At 36.2% G+C, this 19,277-nt stretch carries 18 protein-coding genes; 14 read left to right on the plus strand and 4 right to left on the minus strand.

The genetic code is table 11. From position 1 onward, the window contains the following. Window positions 1–227: 227 nt before the first annotated feature. The 12 genes from A3EM_RS0106100 to accC all read left to right on the plus strand — a co-directional run bounded on the left by A3EM_RS0106100 (window position 228) and on the right by accC (window position 13,194). On the plus strand, window positions 228–1,721 hold the full coding sequence (locus A3EM_RS0106100; RefSeq protein WP_020527291.1) for a circularly permuted type 2 ATP-grasp protein: 1,494 nt from the start codon (window positions 228–230) through the stop codon (window positions 1,719–1,721). Window positions 1,722–1,966: 245 nt separating this feature from the next. Then, window positions 1,967–2,926: an alpha-E domain-containing protein gene (locus tag A3EM_RS0106105; protein ID WP_083925181.1), complete on the plus strand. Its 960-nt coding sequence runs from the start codon at window positions 1,967–1,969 to the stop codon at window positions 2,924–2,926. A gap of 107 nt (window positions 2,927–3,033) precedes the next feature. Beyond that, window positions 3,034–6,393, plus strand: coding sequence for a transglutaminase family protein (locus A3EM_RS0106110; protein WP_020527293.1), 3,360 nt, complete (start codon window positions 3,034–3,036; stop codon window positions 6,391–6,393). 114 nt (window positions 6,394–6,507) lie between these two features. Then, window positions 6,508–7,134, plus strand: coding sequence for a hypothetical protein (locus A3EM_RS0106115; RefSeq protein ID WP_020527294.1), 627 nt, complete (start codon window positions 6,508–6,510; stop codon window positions 7,132–7,134). 254 nt (window positions 7,135–7,388) lie between these two features. After that, window positions 7,389–7,862 (plus strand): transcription elongation factor GreA, encoded by a 474-nt coding sequence (gene greA / locus A3EM_RS0106120; protein WP_020527295.1) that lies wholly within the window; start codon window positions 7,389–7,391, stop codon window positions 7,860–7,862. 95 nt (window positions 7,863–7,957) lie between these two features. After that, window positions 7,958–8,356, plus strand: a complete 399-nt coding sequence (locus A3EM_RS0106125) for an HIT family protein (protein WP_026210126.1) — start codon at window positions 7,958–7,960, stop codon at window positions 8,354–8,356. Window positions 8,357–8,482: 126 nt separating this feature from the next. Then, window positions 8,483–9,040, plus strand: coding sequence for a YceD family protein (locus tag A3EM_RS0106130; protein WP_020527297.1), 558 nt, complete (start codon window positions 8,483–8,485; stop codon window positions 9,038–9,040). A 12-nt stretch (window positions 9,041–9,052) separates the two neighbouring features. Beyond that, a complete protein-coding gene (gene rpmF, locus A3EM_RS0106135; RefSeq protein WP_020527298.1) occupies window positions 9,053–9,244 on the plus strand; it encodes a 50S ribosomal protein L32 in 192 nt (63 codons plus the stop codon). Window positions 9,245–9,472: 228 nt separating this feature from the next. After that, window positions 9,473–10,462, plus strand: coding sequence for a beta-ketoacyl-ACP synthase III (locus A3EM_RS0106140; RefSeq protein ID WP_020527299.1), 990 nt, complete (start codon window positions 9,473–9,475; stop codon window positions 10,460–10,462). 133 nt (window positions 10,463–10,595) lie between these two features. After that, entirely contained in the window at window positions 10,596–11,159 is a 564-nt protein-coding gene (gene efp / locus A3EM_RS0106145; protein ID WP_020527300.1) for an elongation factor P, read from the plus strand. A 112-nt stretch (window positions 11,160–11,271) separates the two neighbouring features. Next, entirely contained in the window at window positions 11,272–11,766 is a 495-nt protein-coding gene (gene accB / locus A3EM_RS0106150; protein ID WP_020527301.1) for an acetyl-CoA carboxylase biotin carboxyl carrier protein, read from the plus strand. A gap of 84 nt (window positions 11,767–11,850) precedes the next feature. Next, on the plus strand, window positions 11,851–13,194 hold the full coding sequence (gene accC / locus A3EM_RS0106155) for an acetyl-CoA carboxylase biotin carboxylase subunit (RefSeq protein ID WP_020527302.1): 1,344 nt from the start codon (window positions 11,851–11,853) through the stop codon (window positions 13,192–13,194). A gap of 215 nt (window positions 13,195–13,409) precedes the next feature. Here the strand turns inward: accC and larC are convergent, their stop codons facing one another. Together larC and A3EM_RS0106165 are read right to left on the minus strand one after the other, a co-directional pair. After that, on the minus strand, window positions 13,410–14,675 hold the full coding sequence (larC, locus tag A3EM_RS0106160; RefSeq protein WP_020527303.1) for a nickel pincer cofactor biosynthesis protein LarC: 1,266 nt from the start codon (window positions 14,673–14,675) through the stop codon (window positions 13,410–13,412). Window positions 14,676–14,719: 44 nt separating this feature from the next. Beyond that, on the minus strand, window positions 14,720–15,277 hold the full coding sequence (locus A3EM_RS0106165) for a thioredoxin family protein (RefSeq protein ID WP_020527304.1): 558 nt from the start codon (window positions 15,275–15,277) through the stop codon (window positions 14,720–14,722). A gap of 264 nt (window positions 15,278–15,541) precedes the next feature. Here A3EM_RS0106165 and A3EM_RS0106170 point away from each other — a divergent pair, with 264 nt between their 5' ends. Beyond that, the gene (locus A3EM_RS0106170) at window positions 15,542–17,116 is read left to right on the plus strand and encodes an ArnT family glycosyltransferase (protein ID WP_157637755.1); all 1,575 of its coding nucleotides are present in this window, start codon (window positions 15,542–15,544) and stop codon (window positions 17,114–17,116) included. Between the two features lie 100 nt (window positions 17,117–17,216). On the opposite strand, the gene A3EM_RS47465 is transcribed toward A3EM_RS0106170, so the two are convergent. Next, on the minus strand, window positions 17,217–17,384 hold the full coding sequence (locus A3EM_RS47465) for a hypothetical protein (protein WP_020527306.1): 168 nt from the start codon (window positions 17,382–17,384) through the stop codon (window positions 17,217–17,219). 139 nt (window positions 17,385–17,523) lie between these two features. Between A3EM_RS47465 and A3EM_RS0106185 the strand changes: the two genes are divergently transcribed. Next, window positions 17,524–18,237, plus strand: coding sequence for a GNAT family N-acetyltransferase (locus tag A3EM_RS0106185; protein WP_020527308.1), 714 nt, complete (start codon window positions 17,524–17,526; stop codon window positions 18,235–18,237). A gap of 22 nt (window positions 18,238–18,259) precedes the next feature. Here the strand turns inward: A3EM_RS0106185 and murB are convergent, their stop codons facing one another. Beyond that, the gene (gene murB, locus A3EM_RS0106190) at window positions 18,260–19,276 is read right to left on the minus strand and encodes a UDP-N-acetylmuramate dehydrogenase (RefSeq protein ID WP_020527309.1); all 1,017 of its coding nucleotides are present in this window, start codon (window positions 19,274–19,276) and stop codon (window positions 18,260–18,262) included. Window position 19,277 lies beyond the last annotated feature (1 nt).

Here is a 19,277-nt window from a genome sequence, read left to right on the forward strand (position 1 = left end):
TATTTCGCGTTACTTCTCATTTCTTTAAGCCAGGTTGTAATTGCGTCTTGTTTTTATTTTGTTTTTGTGTTAGTTTTTGTTTTTGGGTAAAAAAATATCCTATATTTTGAAATTTTATGAGATAAAATATGAGTCAGGTTAATTATTATTCTATATATTTAAATTTTCATGGGAATATTTAATTTTTAGGGTATATTGTAAATATACAGGTAACGTTAAGTTAATTTATGAGCTCTACTACATCGATTAAGAAAGAATTAATCATTAAAACAGACTTTTTTTCAAACTACATTCAAAACCCGGACTTTTTAGATGAAGTTTTTAATAAAGATAAATCTGTCAGGAAATACTATTTAAAAACAGTAAATCATTTCAAACACCTTACGAGAAAAGAAATTGCAGAGTTAAATGAATATACTCGAATGTCCTTCCTCAATCAGGGGATTACGTTTAATGTTTACTCAGAAAATAAGGGAGTTGAACGAATTTTCCCTTTCGATATATTTCCCAGAATTATTCCCGGAAAAGAATGGGCAGGTTTGGAAAAAGGTGTGATTCAAAGGACCCAGGCTTTAAATATGCTTTTGGCAGATTTATACAATGATCAAAAAATTTTAAAAGACAAAATTCTTCCAAAAGACTGGGTGCTCAGTTCGAAGGCTTATTGTAAACATATGGAAGGTTTTAAACCTGTTGGTGGAGTTTATACTCATATTTCCGGTACGGATTTGATCAAGGGAAAAAACGGGGAGTATTATGTGCTGGAAGATAATGTCAGATGCCCTTCGGGTATTAGTTATGTACTTTCCAACCGTGAAGCTATGAAAAGGACATTTTCAGAGTTGATATCAAAATATGATATGTTGGCAGTGGATGATTACCCGGATCAGCTTTATGATAAGATGGTCAGTGTGGCGCCTCCGGGGTCTGATGAACCCACCTGCGTGTTACTGACTCCCGGGATTTACAATTCGGCTTATTTTGAACACACCTTTCTGGCTTCCGAAATGGGTATTGACCTGGTGGAAGGAAGGGATTTATATTTGGAAAATGGATATGTTTTTATGAAAACCATTTATGGTCCGGAGCGGGTAGATGTAATTTACAGAAGAATTGATGATGATTTTATTGATCCAAAATACTTCAGAAAAGATTCCCTATTAGGTTTGGAAGGATTAATGGATTCCTATAAACAAGGTAAAGTGACCATAGCCAATGCTCCAGGAACTGGAATTGCAGACGATAAGGCGGTTTATACCTACATGCCCGAAATCATAAAATATTACCTGGGGGAAGAACCAATCCTGAACAACGTGCATACCTACCGCTGTGAAAAAGATGATGATTATAAATATATCATGGAAAATATGGAAAAACTGGTCGTAAAACCAGTTGATGAATCCGGGGGATATGGGGTTATGATTGGGAGTAAGGCAACCAAAAAGGAAATCAGTAATTATAAACAATTGATTAAATCTAACAGGAGGAAATATATTGCACAGCCGATAATGCCTCTTTCGGTCCATACAACCTATATTGATAAAACCAGGAAGTTTGAACAGCGCCATGTCGATCTCCGAATATTTTCCATTACCGGAGCGGATGAAACTTATGTTTGCAAGGGAGGCCTAAGCAGGGTGGCACTTAAAAAAGGCAGCCTGATAGTAAATTCTTCACAGGGTGGTGGCTCCAAAGATACTTGGGTACTTGATGATTTCTAAAGAGAAAACCCATTAAAATCAACCTTAACCATAAATTGAATAACTACCTGTTTGTTTTGATTGTAATTAATCGTCCTGGCTAAAACTATTGGTGGCTTTTTCCTTAGACCAGGAAGTAATTACAATCATAGAATGAAATGAGATTTGCTGCAACTAACTGATTATGTGTTATGGAAGCTCATAAAGGTAAAATGTTGCATGTCAATTTCAGTGAACTTTTGGTTGAATAATTAACTTTTTATCAAATGCTATCAAGAATTGCGAATAATATTTTTTGGATGGGTAGATACATCGAAAGAGGTGAACATCTTGCCAGGTATAGTAGAGAACAATACTTTTCCACTCTGGATGCCCCAATTGCGATTAATAAAAAAATGGCATTGAGTTCCATTTTAAGGATGTCAGGTGCTTATGACGATTACCTGGAAAAATACAAGACAGTAACCAGTGAAAATGTTTTTGATTTTTCAGCAAAAGATCCGGGAAATCTGGCCTCTATCCATTCTTGTATTAAAATTGCCAGAGAAAATGCCAGAAGCGCCCGATATAAGCTTTCAGCCGAGGCATATGAGGCTCTTAATAAATTATACCACTTTTCAAATAAATTCATTCAACAAAAAGTACCGGAAGAACAATGGTATGAATACTACCAGAGTATCATTAATGACACTTATATTACCAAAGGGTTTATTACCAATACCCTCATGCGGGATGAAGTATGGTTGATAATCAATACTGGTGTGCATTTAGAAAAAGCCATTCAGGTAAACAGAATGATTTTAACTAAATACCAGGATATCAATCATTTGGATAAGGAAAAACTAATTACTCCTGTAGAAAATTATTTCTGGGGCAATTTGCTTAAAAGTACCGATTGCCTTGATATTGTTAGAAGGGTTTACAAATGTGATGTGAGTAAAGACGTGGTGATGGACTTTCTGGTCTTGAACAAAAATTTCCCAAAATCAATTCTGCACAATTTACAATCTGTAAACAGAAGTATAAACCGATTGAATCCCTCAAAAAGGACCAATATTCATTCTGTAGAGTTTTTTGGTGGCAAACTGGAAGCACAATTAAAATACATGACTTTTGATGATATTAAGGAAAATGGTAACCCCAAAAAAAATATTGAACTCCTAAAAACCCTTCTTGATAAATTATATAAAATAGCTGATTTGTTTGAAAAGCAATATCTTACCTAATCCATAAGGGTTAAAAACAAATTCCTTAACCAATGATTCACTTTATGCCTGTTTTATCATTCTGGCATTTGAACTTCAATTATTGAATTTTTTAAAATTAGAATTATATGGCTATACGTGTAGCAATTAATCATAAAACGAGGTATAAATACGATAAGCAGGTAATTTTATCTCCACATACTTTCAGGTTGAGGCCAGCAGTACACAGCAGGACAAAAATTGAGGCCTATTCCCTAAAAATTTTACCCGAAACCCATTTTATTAACTGGCAGCAGGATCCTTTTGGAAATTACCAGGCTAAAGTAGTTTTTCAGGAACCCGCAAAAGAACTTGCCATTGAAGTGGAGGTAATCGCAGAACTTTCGGTTATCAATCCATTTGACTTTTTTCTGGAGGAATATGCCGAAACATTTCCTTTTAAATATGATGAGCAACTGAAAAAGGAACTTGTTCCTTACCTTGAAATCAAGGAGGATGGTCCGCTTTTGAAAGAATGGATTAAAAAAGTTGATCCTGATGATAGAAGAACCGTGGAGTTTTTGGTAAACCTCAACCGGAAATTATTTGAAGATATAAAATATTCTATCAGGATGGAGCCGGGAGTTCAAACCTGTGAAGAAACTTTGGGCAAAGCCATAGGATCTTGTAGAGATTCAGCCTGGCTTTTAGTACAGGTTTTGCGACATTTTGGTCTGGCGGCAAGGTTTGTTTCTGGTTATCTTGTACAATTAACTTCGGATGTGAAATCACTGGATGGTCCGTCCGGTCCAGAGGAGGATTTTACAGATCTTCATGCCTGGGCAGAAGTTTATGTGCCCGGTGCAGGTTGGATTGGTTTGGATGCCACTTCAGGGCTTTTTGCGGGTGAGGGACATATTCCCCTGGCTTGCACCCCTGATCCTCAAAGTGCTGCTCCGGTTACTGGTGGATTCACTGGCCAGGCCACAACAGAATTCTTTTTTGAAAACACCGTAAAGAGGATTCACGAAGATCCAAGAGTTACCAAACCTTTTTCCGAAAATCAATGGGCGTCCATAAATGCTTTGGGAAAGAAGGTGGATGAAGACCTGAAGAAGAATGATGTAAGGCTCACCATGGGTGGCGAGCCAACTTTTGTCTCTATTGATGACATGGAATCTGCTCAGTGGAATACTGCTGCAGATGGACCTCATAAACGTCAGTTAGCCAGTAAATTAATCAAAAGGTTGAGAGATAAGTTCGGTCCGGGAGGGTTGCTTCATTATGGGCAGGGTAAATGGTACCCTGGAGAGCCTTTACCCCGATGGCAGTTTTCCTGCTTCTGGAGAAAAGATGGAGAACCTATTTGGAAAAATGAGTTATTACTGGCAGATAATGCTACCGATTATGGTTTCAAAGATACACATGCCAAAAAGTTTCTTGAAAAGCTGGCCGATATTTTGGAGGCTCCCAGGGAGTTTATTTCCCCAGGTTTTGAGGATGTATTTTATTTTCTATGGAAGGAAGGAACCTTACCGGTTAATATAGATCCTCTGAAAACTAAACTGAAAGATCCTTTGGACAGGAAAGCGCTAATGGAACATTTGGAAAGAGGTTTGGATAAACCAATAGGGTTTATTTTGCCTTTAGAATGGAGCAGGTGGGAGCAAAAGTGGATTTTCGGAAAATGGCATTTTAGAAGAGGACATCTATTTTTAATTCCGGGTAATTCACCCATGGGCTTAAGATTGCCGCTTGATTCGCTACCCTGGGAAAAAGAAAATAAAGCTGATCCAAAAGTTGAACAGAGTTTATTTGAAGAATTGCCAGAATTAGGGAAGTTTCCCGATAAAAAAGCAATTGTTGGTAAGTCAAAAGAGGGAGGAAAAGAGCCAGATACAAAATCAAAAGCAATCCCGGAAGGGGCAATTGTAAGGCAGGCGATTTGTGTAGAAGCCAGAGCAGGACGGCTTCATGTTTTCTTTCCTCCGCTTACTCACCTGGAGCATTACCTGGATTTAATTGCCAGAGTGGAGGACACTGCAGCAGCACTCAAAATGCCTGTGCTGATAGAGGGTTATGATCCTCCCAAAGATTACAGAATTCAAAAGCTTGTGGTTACCCCCGATCCTGGAGTGATTGAGGTTAACGTTCATCCGGTGAATTCATGGGAAGAACTGGTAAATAATACTGAAACCTTGTATGAGGAAGCCAGGTTAAGCAGGTTAGGTACCGAAAAGTTTATGCTAGATGGCAGGCACACGGGAACAGGTGGTGGGAATCATGTGACTTTGGGAGGAAAAACCCCATCTGATAGTCCTTTGCTCAGAAGGCCGGATGTCTTGAGAAGTTTAATAACCTACTGGCAACATCATCCCGGCTTATCTTATTTGTTTTCCAGTGCTTTTGTCGGGCCTACTAGCCAGGCTCCTCGAGTGGATGAAGGTAGGGATGAAATGCTTTATGAATTGGAAATAGCCTTTAACCAAATTCCTGAAGAAGAGGGAAAGGTTCCTTTCTGGCTGGTAGACAGGTTGTTTAGAAACCTATTGATTGATATTACAGGCAATACCCACAGAGCTGAGTTTTGTATAGATAAGTTGTATTCCCCCGATTCTTCTACAGGTAGGTTGGGAATTTTGGAATTACGTGCATTCGATATGCCTCCTCATGCCAGAATGAGCATTTTGCAGATGCTTTTAATCAGGGCATTAGTTTCCTGGTTTTGGGTGAAACCATATAAGAAAAAATTAATCCGGTGGGGAACAGAGTTGCACGATCGTTTTTTACTGCCGCATTATGTCAAACAGGATATGGAAGAAATTGTGAATGATTTGAAAGATGCAGGTTATCCATTTGAACTGGACTGGTTTGATCCCTTCTTCGAATTCCGCTTTCCACATTATGGAACCTCAACCTTTAAAAATATCCAGATTGAATTGCGAATGGCCATTGAACCATGGCATGTGTTGGGAGAAGAAATGGGTAACCAGGGAACAGCCAGATTTGTAGATTCATCCCTTGAGAGACTTCAGGTGAAAATATCAGGATTGACAGGAGACCGGTATATTTTAACCTGTAACGGATGTCGGATTCCCTTAAGGAGTACCGGAACCCATGGGGAGTATGTAGCAGGAATTCGATATAGGGCATGGCAACCACCTTCTGCACTTCATCCTAATCTTGGAGTTGATACACCCCTCAAAATAGATGTGGTGGATACCTGGAATAGCAAATCTATAGGTGGCTGCACTTATTATGTATCGCATCCCGGTGGAAGAAGCTATGATATTTTCCCGATTAACGCCTATGAAGCCGAAGGAAGAAGAATTAATCGGTTTTGGGATTTTGGTCATACCACCGGGCCTCTGGAAGTAAAACAGGGTAGTTCCGGTCAGTCCATCTATTTTGAGGAAAGAAGGATGGTAGTTCCTATGGATCCGCCTCCGTTATTAAAGAATCCTGAATTTCCCTATACACTCGATTTAAGACTTGCAAAGACTCTATAGGTTTATTTTGAAAATCAGTGTTTGGGAAGATTTTTCAGCCATTAGTATTTAAATTTTTGATTAAAAGGTAAATGTCATAAGTTTGGCTTAATCGTAGCTATTCTTTAAACCACCTTGGAAAATCAAATTTTTTATTGGCAAAAAAACAGTAGGTTATTTCTACTATTACTGGTATTCTTATTTTTTGGATGTAAAAAAAAGGATACCAGTAAATTACCTTCCACAAATATCCATGTAGATAAAAAGGAAAAAACTGTAGTTGATTTTCTGAGTGCCCTTTCTGGAAAAACTGTTGAGGATAGAATAAAAAATTTGATGCTGGTTTTTATGGATGGCGACTATCTTACCCAAAATTCCCTCTTTTATCTGGCTGGAATTAACCCGGTTCCAGAAGAAAATGAACGTTCCGATGTAGCAACTCAAAGGGCTATTCTAAAAAAAATTGAAAGAATAGAAAAGGAGGGGGATCACTTTAATATTGTTTTAACAGAGAGCACAAATATTGAGGAGACATTACCGATATTTGAAAGAAAGAATGGGGAATTAGAGAAGAAAATGGATTTGGATATTGTGGTTGCAGAAGATGCCAGGCTATACATTAGTCCTGTAAAAAATGGTGTAAAAGTAGATTTAGATAAAGTAAAAGTGGGTAAGGGGTTTTTCATGTTTTCCTTCCCTACGCTCATCATAAAAGATGATGATGGCTATATGTTGGGCTTGAAATTTTTTGTGGCCCGATAAAGAGAACTTTCCATTTTTTTGACAAAAACAGGGAAATAAATTGAACAATGAATTGAAAGAATCGATTAAAAAGAATATAAAAGAAGTTTTTTAAAACTTTAATAGTTGTTACTTTTGAAAAAATTTTAATATTAAAGATTTAGTAATATTGAGGTAAAATTCCTAAATTTACCTACAGAGAAAGAGTAACGGCTCAATTTAATTTGAGTCGTTACTCTTTGTTTTTGATCATTTGAAACAAAAATTTTTTTATTATGTCAGAATATTCTTATTACACAAAAGAAGGATTAGAGAAGCTTAAGGCTGAATTGCAGGAATTAAAGACGAAGGGTAGGTCTGATATTGCAAAACAAATTGCTGAAGCCAGAGATAAAGGTGATCTTAGTGAAAACGCAGAATATGATGCCGCAAAAGATGCTCAGGGTTTGTTGGAATTAAAGATTTCTAAATTGGAACAAACGGTCTCAATGGCAAGGCTTATTGATGAATCTAAAATTGACAATTCAAAAGTTACCATTTTATCGAATGTCAAGATTAAGAATAAAGCCAACGGAATGGAATTTACATATACAATTGTATCAGAAGAAGAAGCAAACCTGAAACAAAACAAGATTTCAGTGAAATCTCCATTTGGTGAAGGATTGCTGGGGAAAAAAGTTGGAGATGTAGCCGAAATCAAAGCTCCAAGAGGCTCTCTGAAATTTGAGATATTAGATATCAGCAGATAATCAACTTAATTTTTCCAGATAACTCTTATTTTAAGGTCTTTCTTTAGGTTTAAATTTTAATTTTGTATGAAAATTTAAACCTAATTTTTTTTACTATGGCTTCTATTTTTTCTAAGATTATAAAAGGTGAAATTCCTTGTCATAAAATTGCTGAAGACGAAAACTATTTCGCTTTTCTGGATATATTTCCTTTGGCTACCGGTCATGTTCTGGTCATTCCCAAAAAGGAGGTAGATTATATTTTTGATCTGGATGATGAAACTCTTGGAGGATTGCATGTCTTTAGTAAAAAGGTAGCATTGGCTATAGAAAAAGCCATTCCATGTTTGAGAATCGGTACAGCAGTGGTGGGCTTGGAAGTTCCGCATGCTCATATTCATCTGGTTCCTCTAAATTCCATGCAGGATATCAATTTTGATAAGCCGAAATTGAAGCCCAGTCAGGAAGAATTGGAAAAAACTGCTGAAAAAATAAGAGGATTCCTGGAGATTTGATTGAGATTTAGGTGAAAATCGATGATTTTAAGCTCAAATGACAAATCAGAAGATTTTTTAACCAAAAGATTAATTGTCATTTGAATAATAATTCCTAAATTTGCGCTGCAAAAATTTAAGCTTGTTGTGGAAAGGTTTATAATTGGATTAACAGGACTGAAAAACAAAAGCTACGAATTTAAATTCGAAGTCAATTCTTCATTTTTTGAACACTTTGAAAATGAGGTAATTGAAAAAAGTGATTGTGAAGCAGTTGTTCATATAAATAAGTCTGAAACAATGCTGGAAGTACTTTTCCAAATTACTGGTGAAGTTACTTTAACATGTGACAGGAGTCTTGAAGAGTTTGGATTTCCTGTTGATATTTCGGAAAAAATATTTTTCAAATACGGAGAGGCTTATGATGAACTTTCCGATGAAATAATAATTATTCCACATAACCAGCAGAAAATTGATTTTTCCCAGTTTATTTTTGAGTTTATTTTATTATCAATTCCAGTAAAAAAAATCCATCCGAAATTTAAGGATGAGGATAAAGAAACTGAAGAAGAGGAGGAAGAGGGTAATATGATATACTCTACGAATAAGGCTGAAAAAGAAGACGCTGGACAGCAGAAGGAAGACGAAGATAAGGAAGTAGATCCCAGATGGGAAAATTTAAAGAAAATAAAATTTAATAATTAAAAACGGAAGAAAATGGCGCATCCTAAGAGGAAAATTTCGAAACAAAGAAGAGATAAAAGAAGAAGCCACCAAAGTTTAAAACCTGCTCCAATAGCTGTTTGTGAAGTTACTGGTGAGCCTCACTTATGGCACAGAGCATATTGGTCGGAAGGAAAGCTTTATTACAAAGGAAAAGTAGTGTTAGAAAAAGAAGTAGCGGTATAAACAGTTCTTTCTTTTTCAGAAATAGGAGAAGTTTATTGGCTTCTCTTTTTTTTTACCAAGAATTGTGTGAGGTTGTTATAATTTTTTTAATATAAAATTGGATTTATTGAATCTCATTTTTGATTTTGAAGGAGAAAATTTAATCTAAATTAATTTCAAATTTTAGTTTTCCTTTAATACCTTGCAACCACACTCAAAAATACTAATTAAGACCTTTATATAATTTGGATGAAGAAAGTTAGAGCTGTCATTAGGGGCATTGAAGGTTATTTACCAGATTATGTATTGACCAATCAGGAACTCGAAAAATTGGTGGATACTTCGGATTCGTGGATAACTGAAAGAACAGGAATAAAGGAGAGGCGAATCTTGAAAGGGGAGAACATGGGAACTTCATATATGGGGATTAAAGCAGTGGAAAAATTGCTTAAGAAAACCGATACTTCAGCAGAAGAAATCGATATGATTATCTGCTGTACAGTAACCCCGGATATGCCTTTCCCTGCTACTGCCAATATTATTTCTGCCGGAGTTAATGCTTCAAATGCTTTTAGTTATGATATTAATGCGGCCTGTTCCGGGTTTTTATACGGTTTAGCTACAGCTTCTCAATTTATTCAGGCTGGAACTTATAAAAAAATAATAGTGGTAGGGGCAGATAAAATGTCCAGTATTATAGACTATACCGATAGAACCACCTGTATTTTATTTGGAGATGGTGCCGGAGCTGTATTACTTGAAGCTTCTGAAAAAGAAAAAGGGGTTATGGATTTTTATTTGAAATCCGATGGTATAGGAGAGGATTTCCTTCACATGAAGGCTGGGGGAAGCAGACGACCAGCTTCACTAGAAACGATTCAAAATAAAGAACACTTTGTTTTCCAGGAGGGCAAAACTGTATTTAAGTACGCAGTAACCAAAATGGCTGATGCGGCTTACGAAGTTATGGAAAGGAACAACCTGGAATCAAAGGATATTGCATACCTCGTACCTCACCAGGCAAACAAAAGGATTATTGATGCTACTGCAAATAGAATGGGTATTGGCAGCGAGAAGGTTATGTTAAATATTGAAAAATATGGTAATACAACAGCCGCTACCATTCCTTTGTGTCTATGGGATTATGAAGAGAAATTAAAAGATAACGATAATCTTATTCTCGCAGCTTTTGGTGGTGGTTTTACCTGGGGAGCCTTATATCTTAAATGGGGTTACTAACTGATATAATAGAAAAGAATCTGTTATTGTAGGTTCTTGTATTTAAGATTTTTTATAGGAGTGTTTTTCCAAGATGTTTACAGCCTGGTATATTACACTGGAGCTTAATAAATTTTTAAATTAAAAAACAATTATGGCAACAACTGCTGATTTCAGAAATGGGCTTTGTATTGAGTTCAACAATGATCTGTATGCTATTGTTGAATTTCAACATGTAAAGCCTGGCAAAGGACCTGCTTTTGTGAGGACCAAATTAAAAAGTGTAACTACCGGAAAGGTGATCGATAATACTTTCACTTCTGGACATAAAGTTACCACTGCCAGAATTGAAAGAAGAGCTTTTCAATTCCTTTTCAAAGATGATATGGGATACCACTTTATGGATAGTAGTACATTTGAACAGGTAGCTATTCAGCAGGAAATGATTCCCAATTATGACTTGATGAAAGACGGACAGGAAGTAGAGGTGTTGGTTCACGCAGAAGAAGAGAAAATTTTAGGTTGTGAACTGCCACAATTTGTGATTTTACAAGTGACCTACACTGAGCCCGGAATAAAAGGTGATACGGCTACTAATGCCACTAAACCAGCTACTTTAGAAACCGGAGCAGAAATTAATGTTCCATTATTTATTGGACAAGACGAAGTAATAAAAGTAGATACAAGAACCAGATCCTATTCTGAAAGGGTAAAATAGTGTTACCCCTTGTATTATTTTAATATATAACCCGCTGATTAAATATTTTTTTTTCAGTGTGTTTTTTGGCTAATTCTCAAAAAATAATTTTTTTCTTCTACAACTTTTAATAATGAAAGCAAAAGAAATAAAGGAACTTATTAATTTTATTTCAAACTCTGGACTCGATGAAGTTAACATTGAAACAGATGAAATAAAGCTACATGTCAAAAGGCAATCAGAAGCTGCAAACCTAAAAATAGTTGAACAACCTGTTTTGCAGCAATCTGTAGCCCCAACGCAAATTCCTGCAACAACTCAGGCTCCAGTACAGGAAACTGCTAGTCCTTCTGTAGAAACCTCTTCAAAGACTGAGGAGTCAGGAAGCTATGTAACCATTAAGTCTCCAATGATTGGTACTTTCTACACCTCTCCCAATCCCGAAGCTGATGTTTTCGTGAAACCAGGTGATTCTATTTCCAAAGGAAAAGTGGTTTGCATCATTGAGGCCATGAAACTTTTCAATGAGATTGAGTCTGAAATTTCTGGTAAAATTGTGAAAATTTTAGCTGAAAATGCCTCTCCGGTTGAATATGACCAACCATTGTTTCTTGTTGATCCCTCCTGAATAATTTAATTTGTCAGGATTTATTCCATTGATCAGACATAAACAAAAACACTTATTTTTTTTTAAGAATTAAAAATTAAGCTTGTGTTTAATAAAATACTTATTGCCAATAGAGGGGAAATTGCACTTAGAATTATTCGAACCTGTAAGGAAATGGGCATTAAAACAGTAGCGGTATATTCCCTTGCTGATAAAGATAGCCTGCATGTAAAATTTGCTGATGAAGCCGTTTGTATTGGTCCACCTAAATCAGCAGATTCTTATCTGAATATTCCTAATATTATGGCAGCAGCTGAAATAACAAATGCTGATGCCATTCATCCAGGATATGGTTTTTTAGCTGAAAATGCTGAATTTTCCCAAATTTGCGAAGAATATAATATCAAATTTATTGGAGCTTCCCCAGACATGATTAACGGCATGGGGGATAAGGCTACGGCCAAAGCTACCATGAAAAAGGCTGGTGTGCCTACAATTCCCGGATCTGAAGGATTATTGTCTTCAGTAGAGGAAGGCATCAAACAGGCCAAAGAGATAAAATACCCTGTGATTTTGAAAGCTACTGCAGGTGGAGGAGGTAGAGGAATGCGTATTGTGAATAATGACAGTGAATTCCAAAAAGCATGGGATAGTGCTAAAACTGAAGCAGGAGCAGCATTTGGAAATGATGGCCTTTACCTTGAAAAATTTGTGGAAGAGCCTAGACACATTGAAATTCAGGTTTTTGGCGACAAATTTGGAAATGCTTGCCATCTTTCGGAAAGGGATTGTTCTATTCAGAGAAGACATCAAAAGTTAGTTGAAGAAGCTCCTTCTCCATTCTTAACAGATGAATTGAGGGAAAAAATGGGGAAGGCTGCCATAGCTGGAACTAAAGCTGTAAACTATGAAGGCGCTGGAACCATTGAGTTTTTGGTAGATAAGCATGGAGATTTTTACTTCATGGAAATGAATACCAGAATTCAGGTAGAGCATCCGGTTACTGAGCAGGTGACAAATTTTGATTTAATCAAAGAGCAGATTCTTGTGGCAGCAGGAGAACCGCTGAGTGGAGAAAACTATTATCCTAAAATGCATTCTATTGAGTGCAGGATAAATGCAGAAGATCCCAGCAATGGTTTCAGACCAAGTCCGGGGAAAATCACTAATCTGCATTTGCCAGGTGGACCAGGAATCCGGGTAGATAGTCATGTGTATGCCGGTTATACCATTCCCCCGAATTACGATTCCATGATTGCCAAATTAATTGTGACCGCTCAAACCAGAGAGCAGGCCATTTTAAGAATGAGCAGAGCGTTGGATGAATTTGTAATTGAAGGTATTAAGACCACAATTCCATTTCATAAGAGTTTAATGCAACATCCTGATTTTATGGCTGGTGATTTTACCACTAAATTCCTGGATGATTACGACTTCTCAAGTTTATAAAGAATAGAAGTTTTATTAAAAAAGGGTTAAGTTTTCAAAACTTAACCCTTTTTTCTGCCTTACCCACAAAATGATTTTTTGTATTCTAATCAATATTTCTTCGTTTTTGCCCAGTGTAATGCGGCATTGCTCCTTAAATCGTCTCGTCTTGGGCAGAAATAAATTTCTTTAAAAGCGAATTTTATTTTTTCACCTTTACTTTGTTCGAATCCAATTTAATTTTGAAATTCAAAATATTCCTTCAAAACCTTTTGCCTTACCATATCTATTGAAATATCCAGTGCAGCAGCCACTTTCTTACAATCTTCATACTCTGGTTTTACCTGCTCTCTTCCAGAAGGTAAAGTCACTAGCTTTAAGGAGATAATTCCCCATGATGATTCAAATTCAATAGTTTCTCTATCACAAATTTTTCTTTCTGTGAAATAACTTCTTACACCAATAGTGGAAGTGTTTTCCAAAATATATGATTCAACCTGAGTATGTTTTTCTGGTTTACAAAGGACAGAAAGTAAAATCCCAGGCCTTCCTTTTTTCATAAATCCCTGAGAAATGAAAAAATCCAATGCTCCTGCTTCAAGTAATCCATCCTGAAAGTCAAGACCTAATAATTCTCCGGGAGCATCATCGATGTTGGTTTCGATTACTGTGACTTTTTCCTTGGGAACAGGTTGATCTTCGCAAAGTGTGATTCTCAGGACATTAGGATGTTCAAAATTCTTTTCACCGGGGCCATGGGCCGTATTTAATTCAGTGAGTACAGGAATTTCAAATTCAGGATTAAGGAATTTTAAAATGGCAGCACCGGTTGGGGTAGCCATTTCTCCTTTTACCTCTCCCTGGTAGGTGGGAATGCCATGGAGTATATTTTTAGTAGCCGGGCAGGGAACAGGTAATTTTCCGTGTTCAGTCATCTGGAAACCACATCCTGTCCTTACTGCAGTAGAATACGTTTTACTGATTTTTAATTTATCCAGAAGAAAGGCTGTTCCCACAATATCAAGAATAGAATCAATTGCCCCAACTTCGTGAAAATGAATGGTTTCCAAAGGAATTCCATGCACTTTTGCTTCAGCTTTTCCTACAATTAAAAAGATATCTTTTGCGATTTTTTTTGCTGAGTTAGGGATGGCTGCATTATCGATAATTTTATAAATATCGGGTAAATGCCTGTGGTGGTGGCTTTGACTTGAGGAACTTCCTATAGTAAGTGAAACATTACCAGATAATCCGCTAAAGCTGGCGCCTGATTTTGGTTTTAAGGGATTGGCCGACTTATATTCATTATTGTCGATAATTTTTACATGTTTACAAGCTATGCCGGTTTTATTCATGTCTGAAATTCGGACTTCCACATTTTCCAAATTCAGTTTTTTGGGTAGGTCGATTAGTTCATCATAAGCATTTGTTAATTCAGCAAGGGCTCCAAGGAACATATCGCCACTAACGCCTGAAAATGCTTCTATTTTTAATACAGCCATTATTTTGGTAAGTCTTTAAAGGATTGAAAGATAAGGAATCAGAATTAATTTTTCCATTTTATATTGCAGCCTATGCTCGGAATTTGGTCAAAAGAAACAGGTTTTCCTTCCAGGATTTCATCCAATGCTTTTCTCAAATCTTTGCCTGTTACTGGTTTTTCGTTTTTAGGCCTGGAATCGTCAAATTGACCACGATAGGCACATTTCAAATTTCCATCAAACACAAACAAATCCGGTGTACAGGCTGCCTGATAGGCTTTGGCAACTTCCTGGGTTTCATCATAAAGATATGGAAAAGGATTACCCAAATCATTAATCCATTTGGTCATTAATTCCGGACTGTCCTGAGGGTAATTCTCCACATCGTTGGAACTAATCGCTATAAAACTTACGCCTTTTTGGCCATAATCTTTAGCCAGATTTGCCATTTCATCTTTAATGTGGATTACGTATGGGCAATGATTACAAATGAACATTATTACAGTGGCCTTATCTGACTTTAATTCAGACAAACTCAGGATTTTTCCGGAAAGTGTGTCTGGCAAAATAAAGTCAGGAGCCTGTGTTCCCAGAGGAAGCATAGTTGAAGGTGTTGCTGCCATATTTTTATTTTTTTAATTTAAAACAAGAGTATTCTGCAAAGTAAATTGTTTAGGAAAGGTTTTTAAATAATTTTGCGTGAAATTAGAAATTACATCATCAATAAATTATTGGATTTTTAATCAATTTGTTGATAATCAAAAGATTACTTAATTCTTATTAGTCAAAAAATAATAAGCTTCAGAAGTATGCAAATACAATTTCCCTCCAGGTTGATCATTATAATTTTTTCATTACTAGCAATAGTTTATTTAATTGGGATTTTTGTGATTGAAATCATAGACATTGATTCGTCCCAATATGCTTCCATTAGCCTGGAAATGTTGCGAAATGGGAGTTATCTGGAAGTCATTCACCGTTATAAAGATTACCTGGACAAACCTCCTTTTTTATTCTGGATAAACACAGTTTCCTATAGAATTTTTGGCTTAAATGAATTCTCATTTAGGTTTCCTTCATTTCTGTTCACGATTTTAGGTGTTTTTTCTACCTATAAACTGGGAAGGCTTTTGTACACTTACAGAGTAGGTATCATTTCGGCTATAGTTTTAAGCACCTGCCAGGCATGGTTTCTCTTTAATCACGATGTGAGGACTGATACCATTTTAGCAGGGGCTGTAATTTTCAGTGTCTGGCAAATTACTTTATTCCTAAGGAAAAATAAATTATTGCATCTATTCCTTGGGTTTACGGGGGTGGCCATTGCCATGATGGAAAAAGGTCCAATAGGTTTAATTGTTCCTGTTTTGGCTTTTGGTTCAGAATTCTTTTTTAAAAGAGAATGGAAAAATATTTTTAGATGGGAATGGTTGCTGGCTTTACTTATTTTGGCGGTATTACTTGCGCCAATGACTTATGGTTTATACTTGCAGTTTGGTTGGGAAGGCCCTGAATTCTTTTACTGGACCCAGAGTTTTGGCAGAATAACTGGTGAAAATGTCTGGAAAGATGATTCCACGGTTTTTTATTTCACCCATACATTTTTGTGGGCATTTTGGCCCTGGATGTTCCTGGCATATTTTGGGGTAGGACAGAAATTCTGGAATATATTTAAGGATAAATTCAGGTCAATAAAAGAGACTGAGGTAATTACCCTTGGTGGTTTCGTTCTGACTTTTATCTCTCTTTCTACCTCAAACTTCAAGCTACCTCATTACATTTTTGTAGTATTTCCCCTGGCTGCAATAATTACAGCCCATACCATTGACCGTATCCTTTCAAACCTTCCGGAAAATCCGAAGTTGTTTAAGATTTTCTTTCAGGTGCAATTTTGGTCTTGTGTAATTCTGATGATTTTTGCCTTATTGCTCAATATCGGTTCATTTCCCATGACAAACCTTTTATTCTGGATTTTTCCAATTGTGATGTTTGGTTTGGCATTTTATTTTGCAAGAAAGGAGTTTTCAAGCCTTTACCGTTTGGTTTTACCCTCAGTATTTACATTAATTGGACTTAATTTTTTAATGAATATAAACTTCTATCCCCAATTAAATCAATACCATACGGGAACGGTGATTGCAGAATACGTAAAGAAGCAGGATTTACCCAATGACAAAATATATTTTTATGATGTTGGTTCTCATGCTTTTGATTTTTACACCCGATTCCATCATTTGGATATTAAAGGTGGAGAACTTAGTGAAGTTTTAGAACAAGAAGGAGATATTTGGATATATACGAATACTGTTGGAGAGAAATATGTTGAGGAAAATAATATAGAGGTATTGGAAAAAGTGAAATTTGATCATTTCCATGTAACAAGTCTTAAAATTCCATTTTTGATTCCTTCAACAAGAGAAAAATACATTGATAAAAGGATGTTAATTCATATAAAATCCTAAAAAAATTAAAAGGAGCATCTTAAACCGAAGTCGAAAAAAATGTTTAAGTAAAAAATCCCTTGACTTTAAAAAATTGCTCCTTTTAAGATTATTTGAAAGTTTATGTCAGTTCTAATTCTTCTTTGAGGTGTTTGATACGATCTTCAATTGTAATTCTGCGTCTTATCTTTTTTTCGGTACTAAAGACTGGTTTTGAATACCTTTTTCCATTTAATTGGATTGGACTTTCTGCTTTTCTATATTCTGCGAAATTTTGGATATCTTTCATGACATTAAATTTTTAGTTTGTTGTTGTTCTGATTTCTGATTCAAATATGAGGTTTGGAAGTGATTTGAAAAACCAGAAGGTAGTGAATAGGAATTGTAAGGGAGTAATCGGGAATTTTTTGTTATTGACCCATTTTTAAATGGATAATTATGAGTTATTAAAGTGGGATACCCGCTTTTTCGGTTTTCCTGTGGCTCGTATTCAGGATGGTTTGCTAATAGAGGAGAAATTAGCGTCTGTTCTGGAAAATTTAAGTCACCAACAAATTAAGTTGGTATATTGTGCCACAAAAAGCGGTATAGACCAGCAATGCTTAATTAAATCTCCCTATTCAGGTATTCTGGTTGACTGGAAAATAACCTATAAAAAATCCATTGAATTTGTAAATGAACATGATGATCATATCCAGTCTTTTAAACATGAAACTGATGATGAGCATATCCTGATGCAATTGGCCAGGGAGGCAGGCAGGTTTTCCAGGTTCAATAAAGATCCCAACATAGATAAAAAAGTATTTCAAAAATTGTATAGCCTTTGGATGCAAAATTCCTTGAACAGGGAAGGTGAAACTCAGGTTTTGGTTTATAAGACAAACAATGAAATTGTTGGAATGGTAACCCTTAAAATAGTGGGAGGAGTAGGGGTTATTGATTTGATTGCTGTGGATACAAACTTTAGAGGAAAAGGAATTGGAAAAAAGCTATTAAGGGCTGCGGAAACCTTTTTTTATAGGAAAACCAATCAGCTAAAAGTAGTTACTCAGGGAGAAAATAAGAAGGCTTGCAGTTTTTATGAATCTTTTGGTTTTGAGGTAGAAGAGCAGGTGAATTTTTATCATTTATGGTTGAAATAAGATTATTCCCTTGCTGAAATTTTTAAATTATATTGACTTCGGGAGTTATTTCAATTCCAAACTTCTCCTTTACACTGGCCTGAATTTTTAAAGCCAGGTTTTTAGCCTCTTTGCCTGTGGCATTACCATGATTTACAATTACAAGAGCCTGGTTTTTGTAAGTCCCCACATTGCCAATCACTTTCCCCTTCCAGCCACATTCCTGAATTAACCAACCCGCAGGGACTTTAGTCATTTCATTAGCCAATGGGTAACCTGGAATAGAAGGAAAACGGGATTTAAGGCCTTCATAGGTGGAATTGGGAACTTCCGGGTTCTTAAAGAAACTTCCACAATTACCGATCTTTTCCGGATCGGGCAATTTTGAAGTTCTTATGGAAATCACTGCATCACTGATGTTTTTGGCAGTAAGTTCCTGCATTCCCTGTGCTGCCATCGTTTTTTGAATATCTCCATAAGATACATTGTATAGCGGAACCTTGTTGAGTCGGAGTGTAACGGAAGTGATTAAAAACAGACCTTTTAATTCATTTTTGAAAATGCTCTGCCGATAACCAAAGTTGCAGTCTGTTTTGCTAAAGGTTTTTAGTTCTCCTGTTTGCAAATGAATGGCCTTTAATTCTACAAAAACATCTTTTAATTCTACCCCGTAGGCTCCTATATTTTGGATTGGTGCAGCTCCAACCGTGCCTGGAATTAAAGACAAATTTTCAATTCCCTGCCAGCCTTGTGAAATAGAGTTTAAAACCAGTTCATGCCAGTTCTCACCTCCACCAATTTGAATGAAAACATGGGAATCATTTTCCTGTATTTTCTTAATTCCCTTTACCTTGTTTTGAATTACAACTCCCTCAAAATCTTCTGTGAATAGAATATTACTTCCTCCTCCAAGTACCAATATCTTTTTATCATTAAAAAGGCTGGCCCGAATACCTGCTACTAATTCCTGTTCTGAATTTATTTCAATGAAATATTGAGCTTTCACCTGAACCCCAAAGGTATTCAGTTTGTGGAGGGAAATATTTCTTTGTAGTTGCATT

The sequence above is a fragment of the Flexithrix dorotheae DSM 6795 genome (assembly GCF_000379765.1).
Taxonomy (GTDB): domain Bacteria; phylum Bacteroidota; class Bacteroidia; order Cytophagales; family Flammeovirgaceae; genus Flexithrix; species Flexithrix dorotheae.

Excerpts from the sequence above, each read along its gene's own strand:
- A3EM_RS0106110 (WP_020527293.1), top strand. The coding sequence starts at position 3,034 with ATGGCTATACGTGTAGCAATTAATCATAAAACGAGGTATAAATACGAT.
- A3EM_RS0106105 (WP_083925181.1), top strand. The coding sequence starts at position 1,967 with ATGCTATCAAGAATTGCGAATAATATTTTTTGGATGGGTAGATACATC.
- rpmF (WP_020527298.1), top strand. The coding sequence starts at position 9,053 with ATGGCGCATCCTAAGAGGAAAATTTCGAAACAAAGAAGAGATAAAAGA.
- A3EM_RS47465 (WP_020527306.1), bottom strand. The coding sequence starts at position 17,384 with ATGAAAGATATCCAAAATTTCGCAGAATATAGAAAAGCAGAAAGTCCA.
- larC (WP_020527303.1), bottom strand. The coding sequence starts at position 14,675 with ATGGCTGTATTAAAAATAGAAGCATTTTCAGGCGTTAGTGGCGATATG.
- A3EM_RS0106140 (WP_020527299.1), top strand. The coding sequence starts at position 9,473 with ATGAAGAAAGTTAGAGCTGTCATTAGGGGCATTGAAGGTTATTTACCA.
- A3EM_RS0106185 (WP_020527308.1), top strand. The coding sequence starts at position 17,524 with ATGGATAATTATGAGTTATTAAAGTGGGATACCCGCTTTTTCGGTTTT.
- murB (WP_020527309.1), bottom strand. The coding sequence starts at position 19,276 with ATGCAACTACAAAGAAATATTTCCCTCCACAAACTGAATACCTTTGGG.
- accB (WP_020527301.1), top strand. The coding sequence starts at position 11,272 with ATGAAAGCAAAAGAAATAAAGGAACTTATTAATTTTATTTCAAACTCT.
- greA (WP_020527295.1), top strand. The coding sequence starts at position 7,389 with ATGTCAGAATATTCTTATTACACAAAAGAAGGATTAGAGAAGCTTAAG.
- A3EM_RS0106100 (WP_020527291.1), top strand. The coding sequence starts at position 228 with ATGAGCTCTACTACATCGATTAAGAAAGAATTAATCATTAAAACAGAC.
- A3EM_RS0106125 (WP_026210126.1), top strand. The coding sequence starts at position 7,958 with ATGGCTTCTATTTTTTCTAAGATTATAAAAGGTGAAATTCCTTGTCAT.
- efp (WP_020527300.1), top strand. The coding sequence starts at position 10,596 with ATGGCAACAACTGCTGATTTCAGAAATGGGCTTTGTATTGAGTTCAAC.
- A3EM_RS0106165 (WP_020527304.1), bottom strand. The coding sequence starts at position 15,277 with ATGGCAGCAACACCTTCAACTATGCTTCCTCTGGGAACACAGGCTCCT.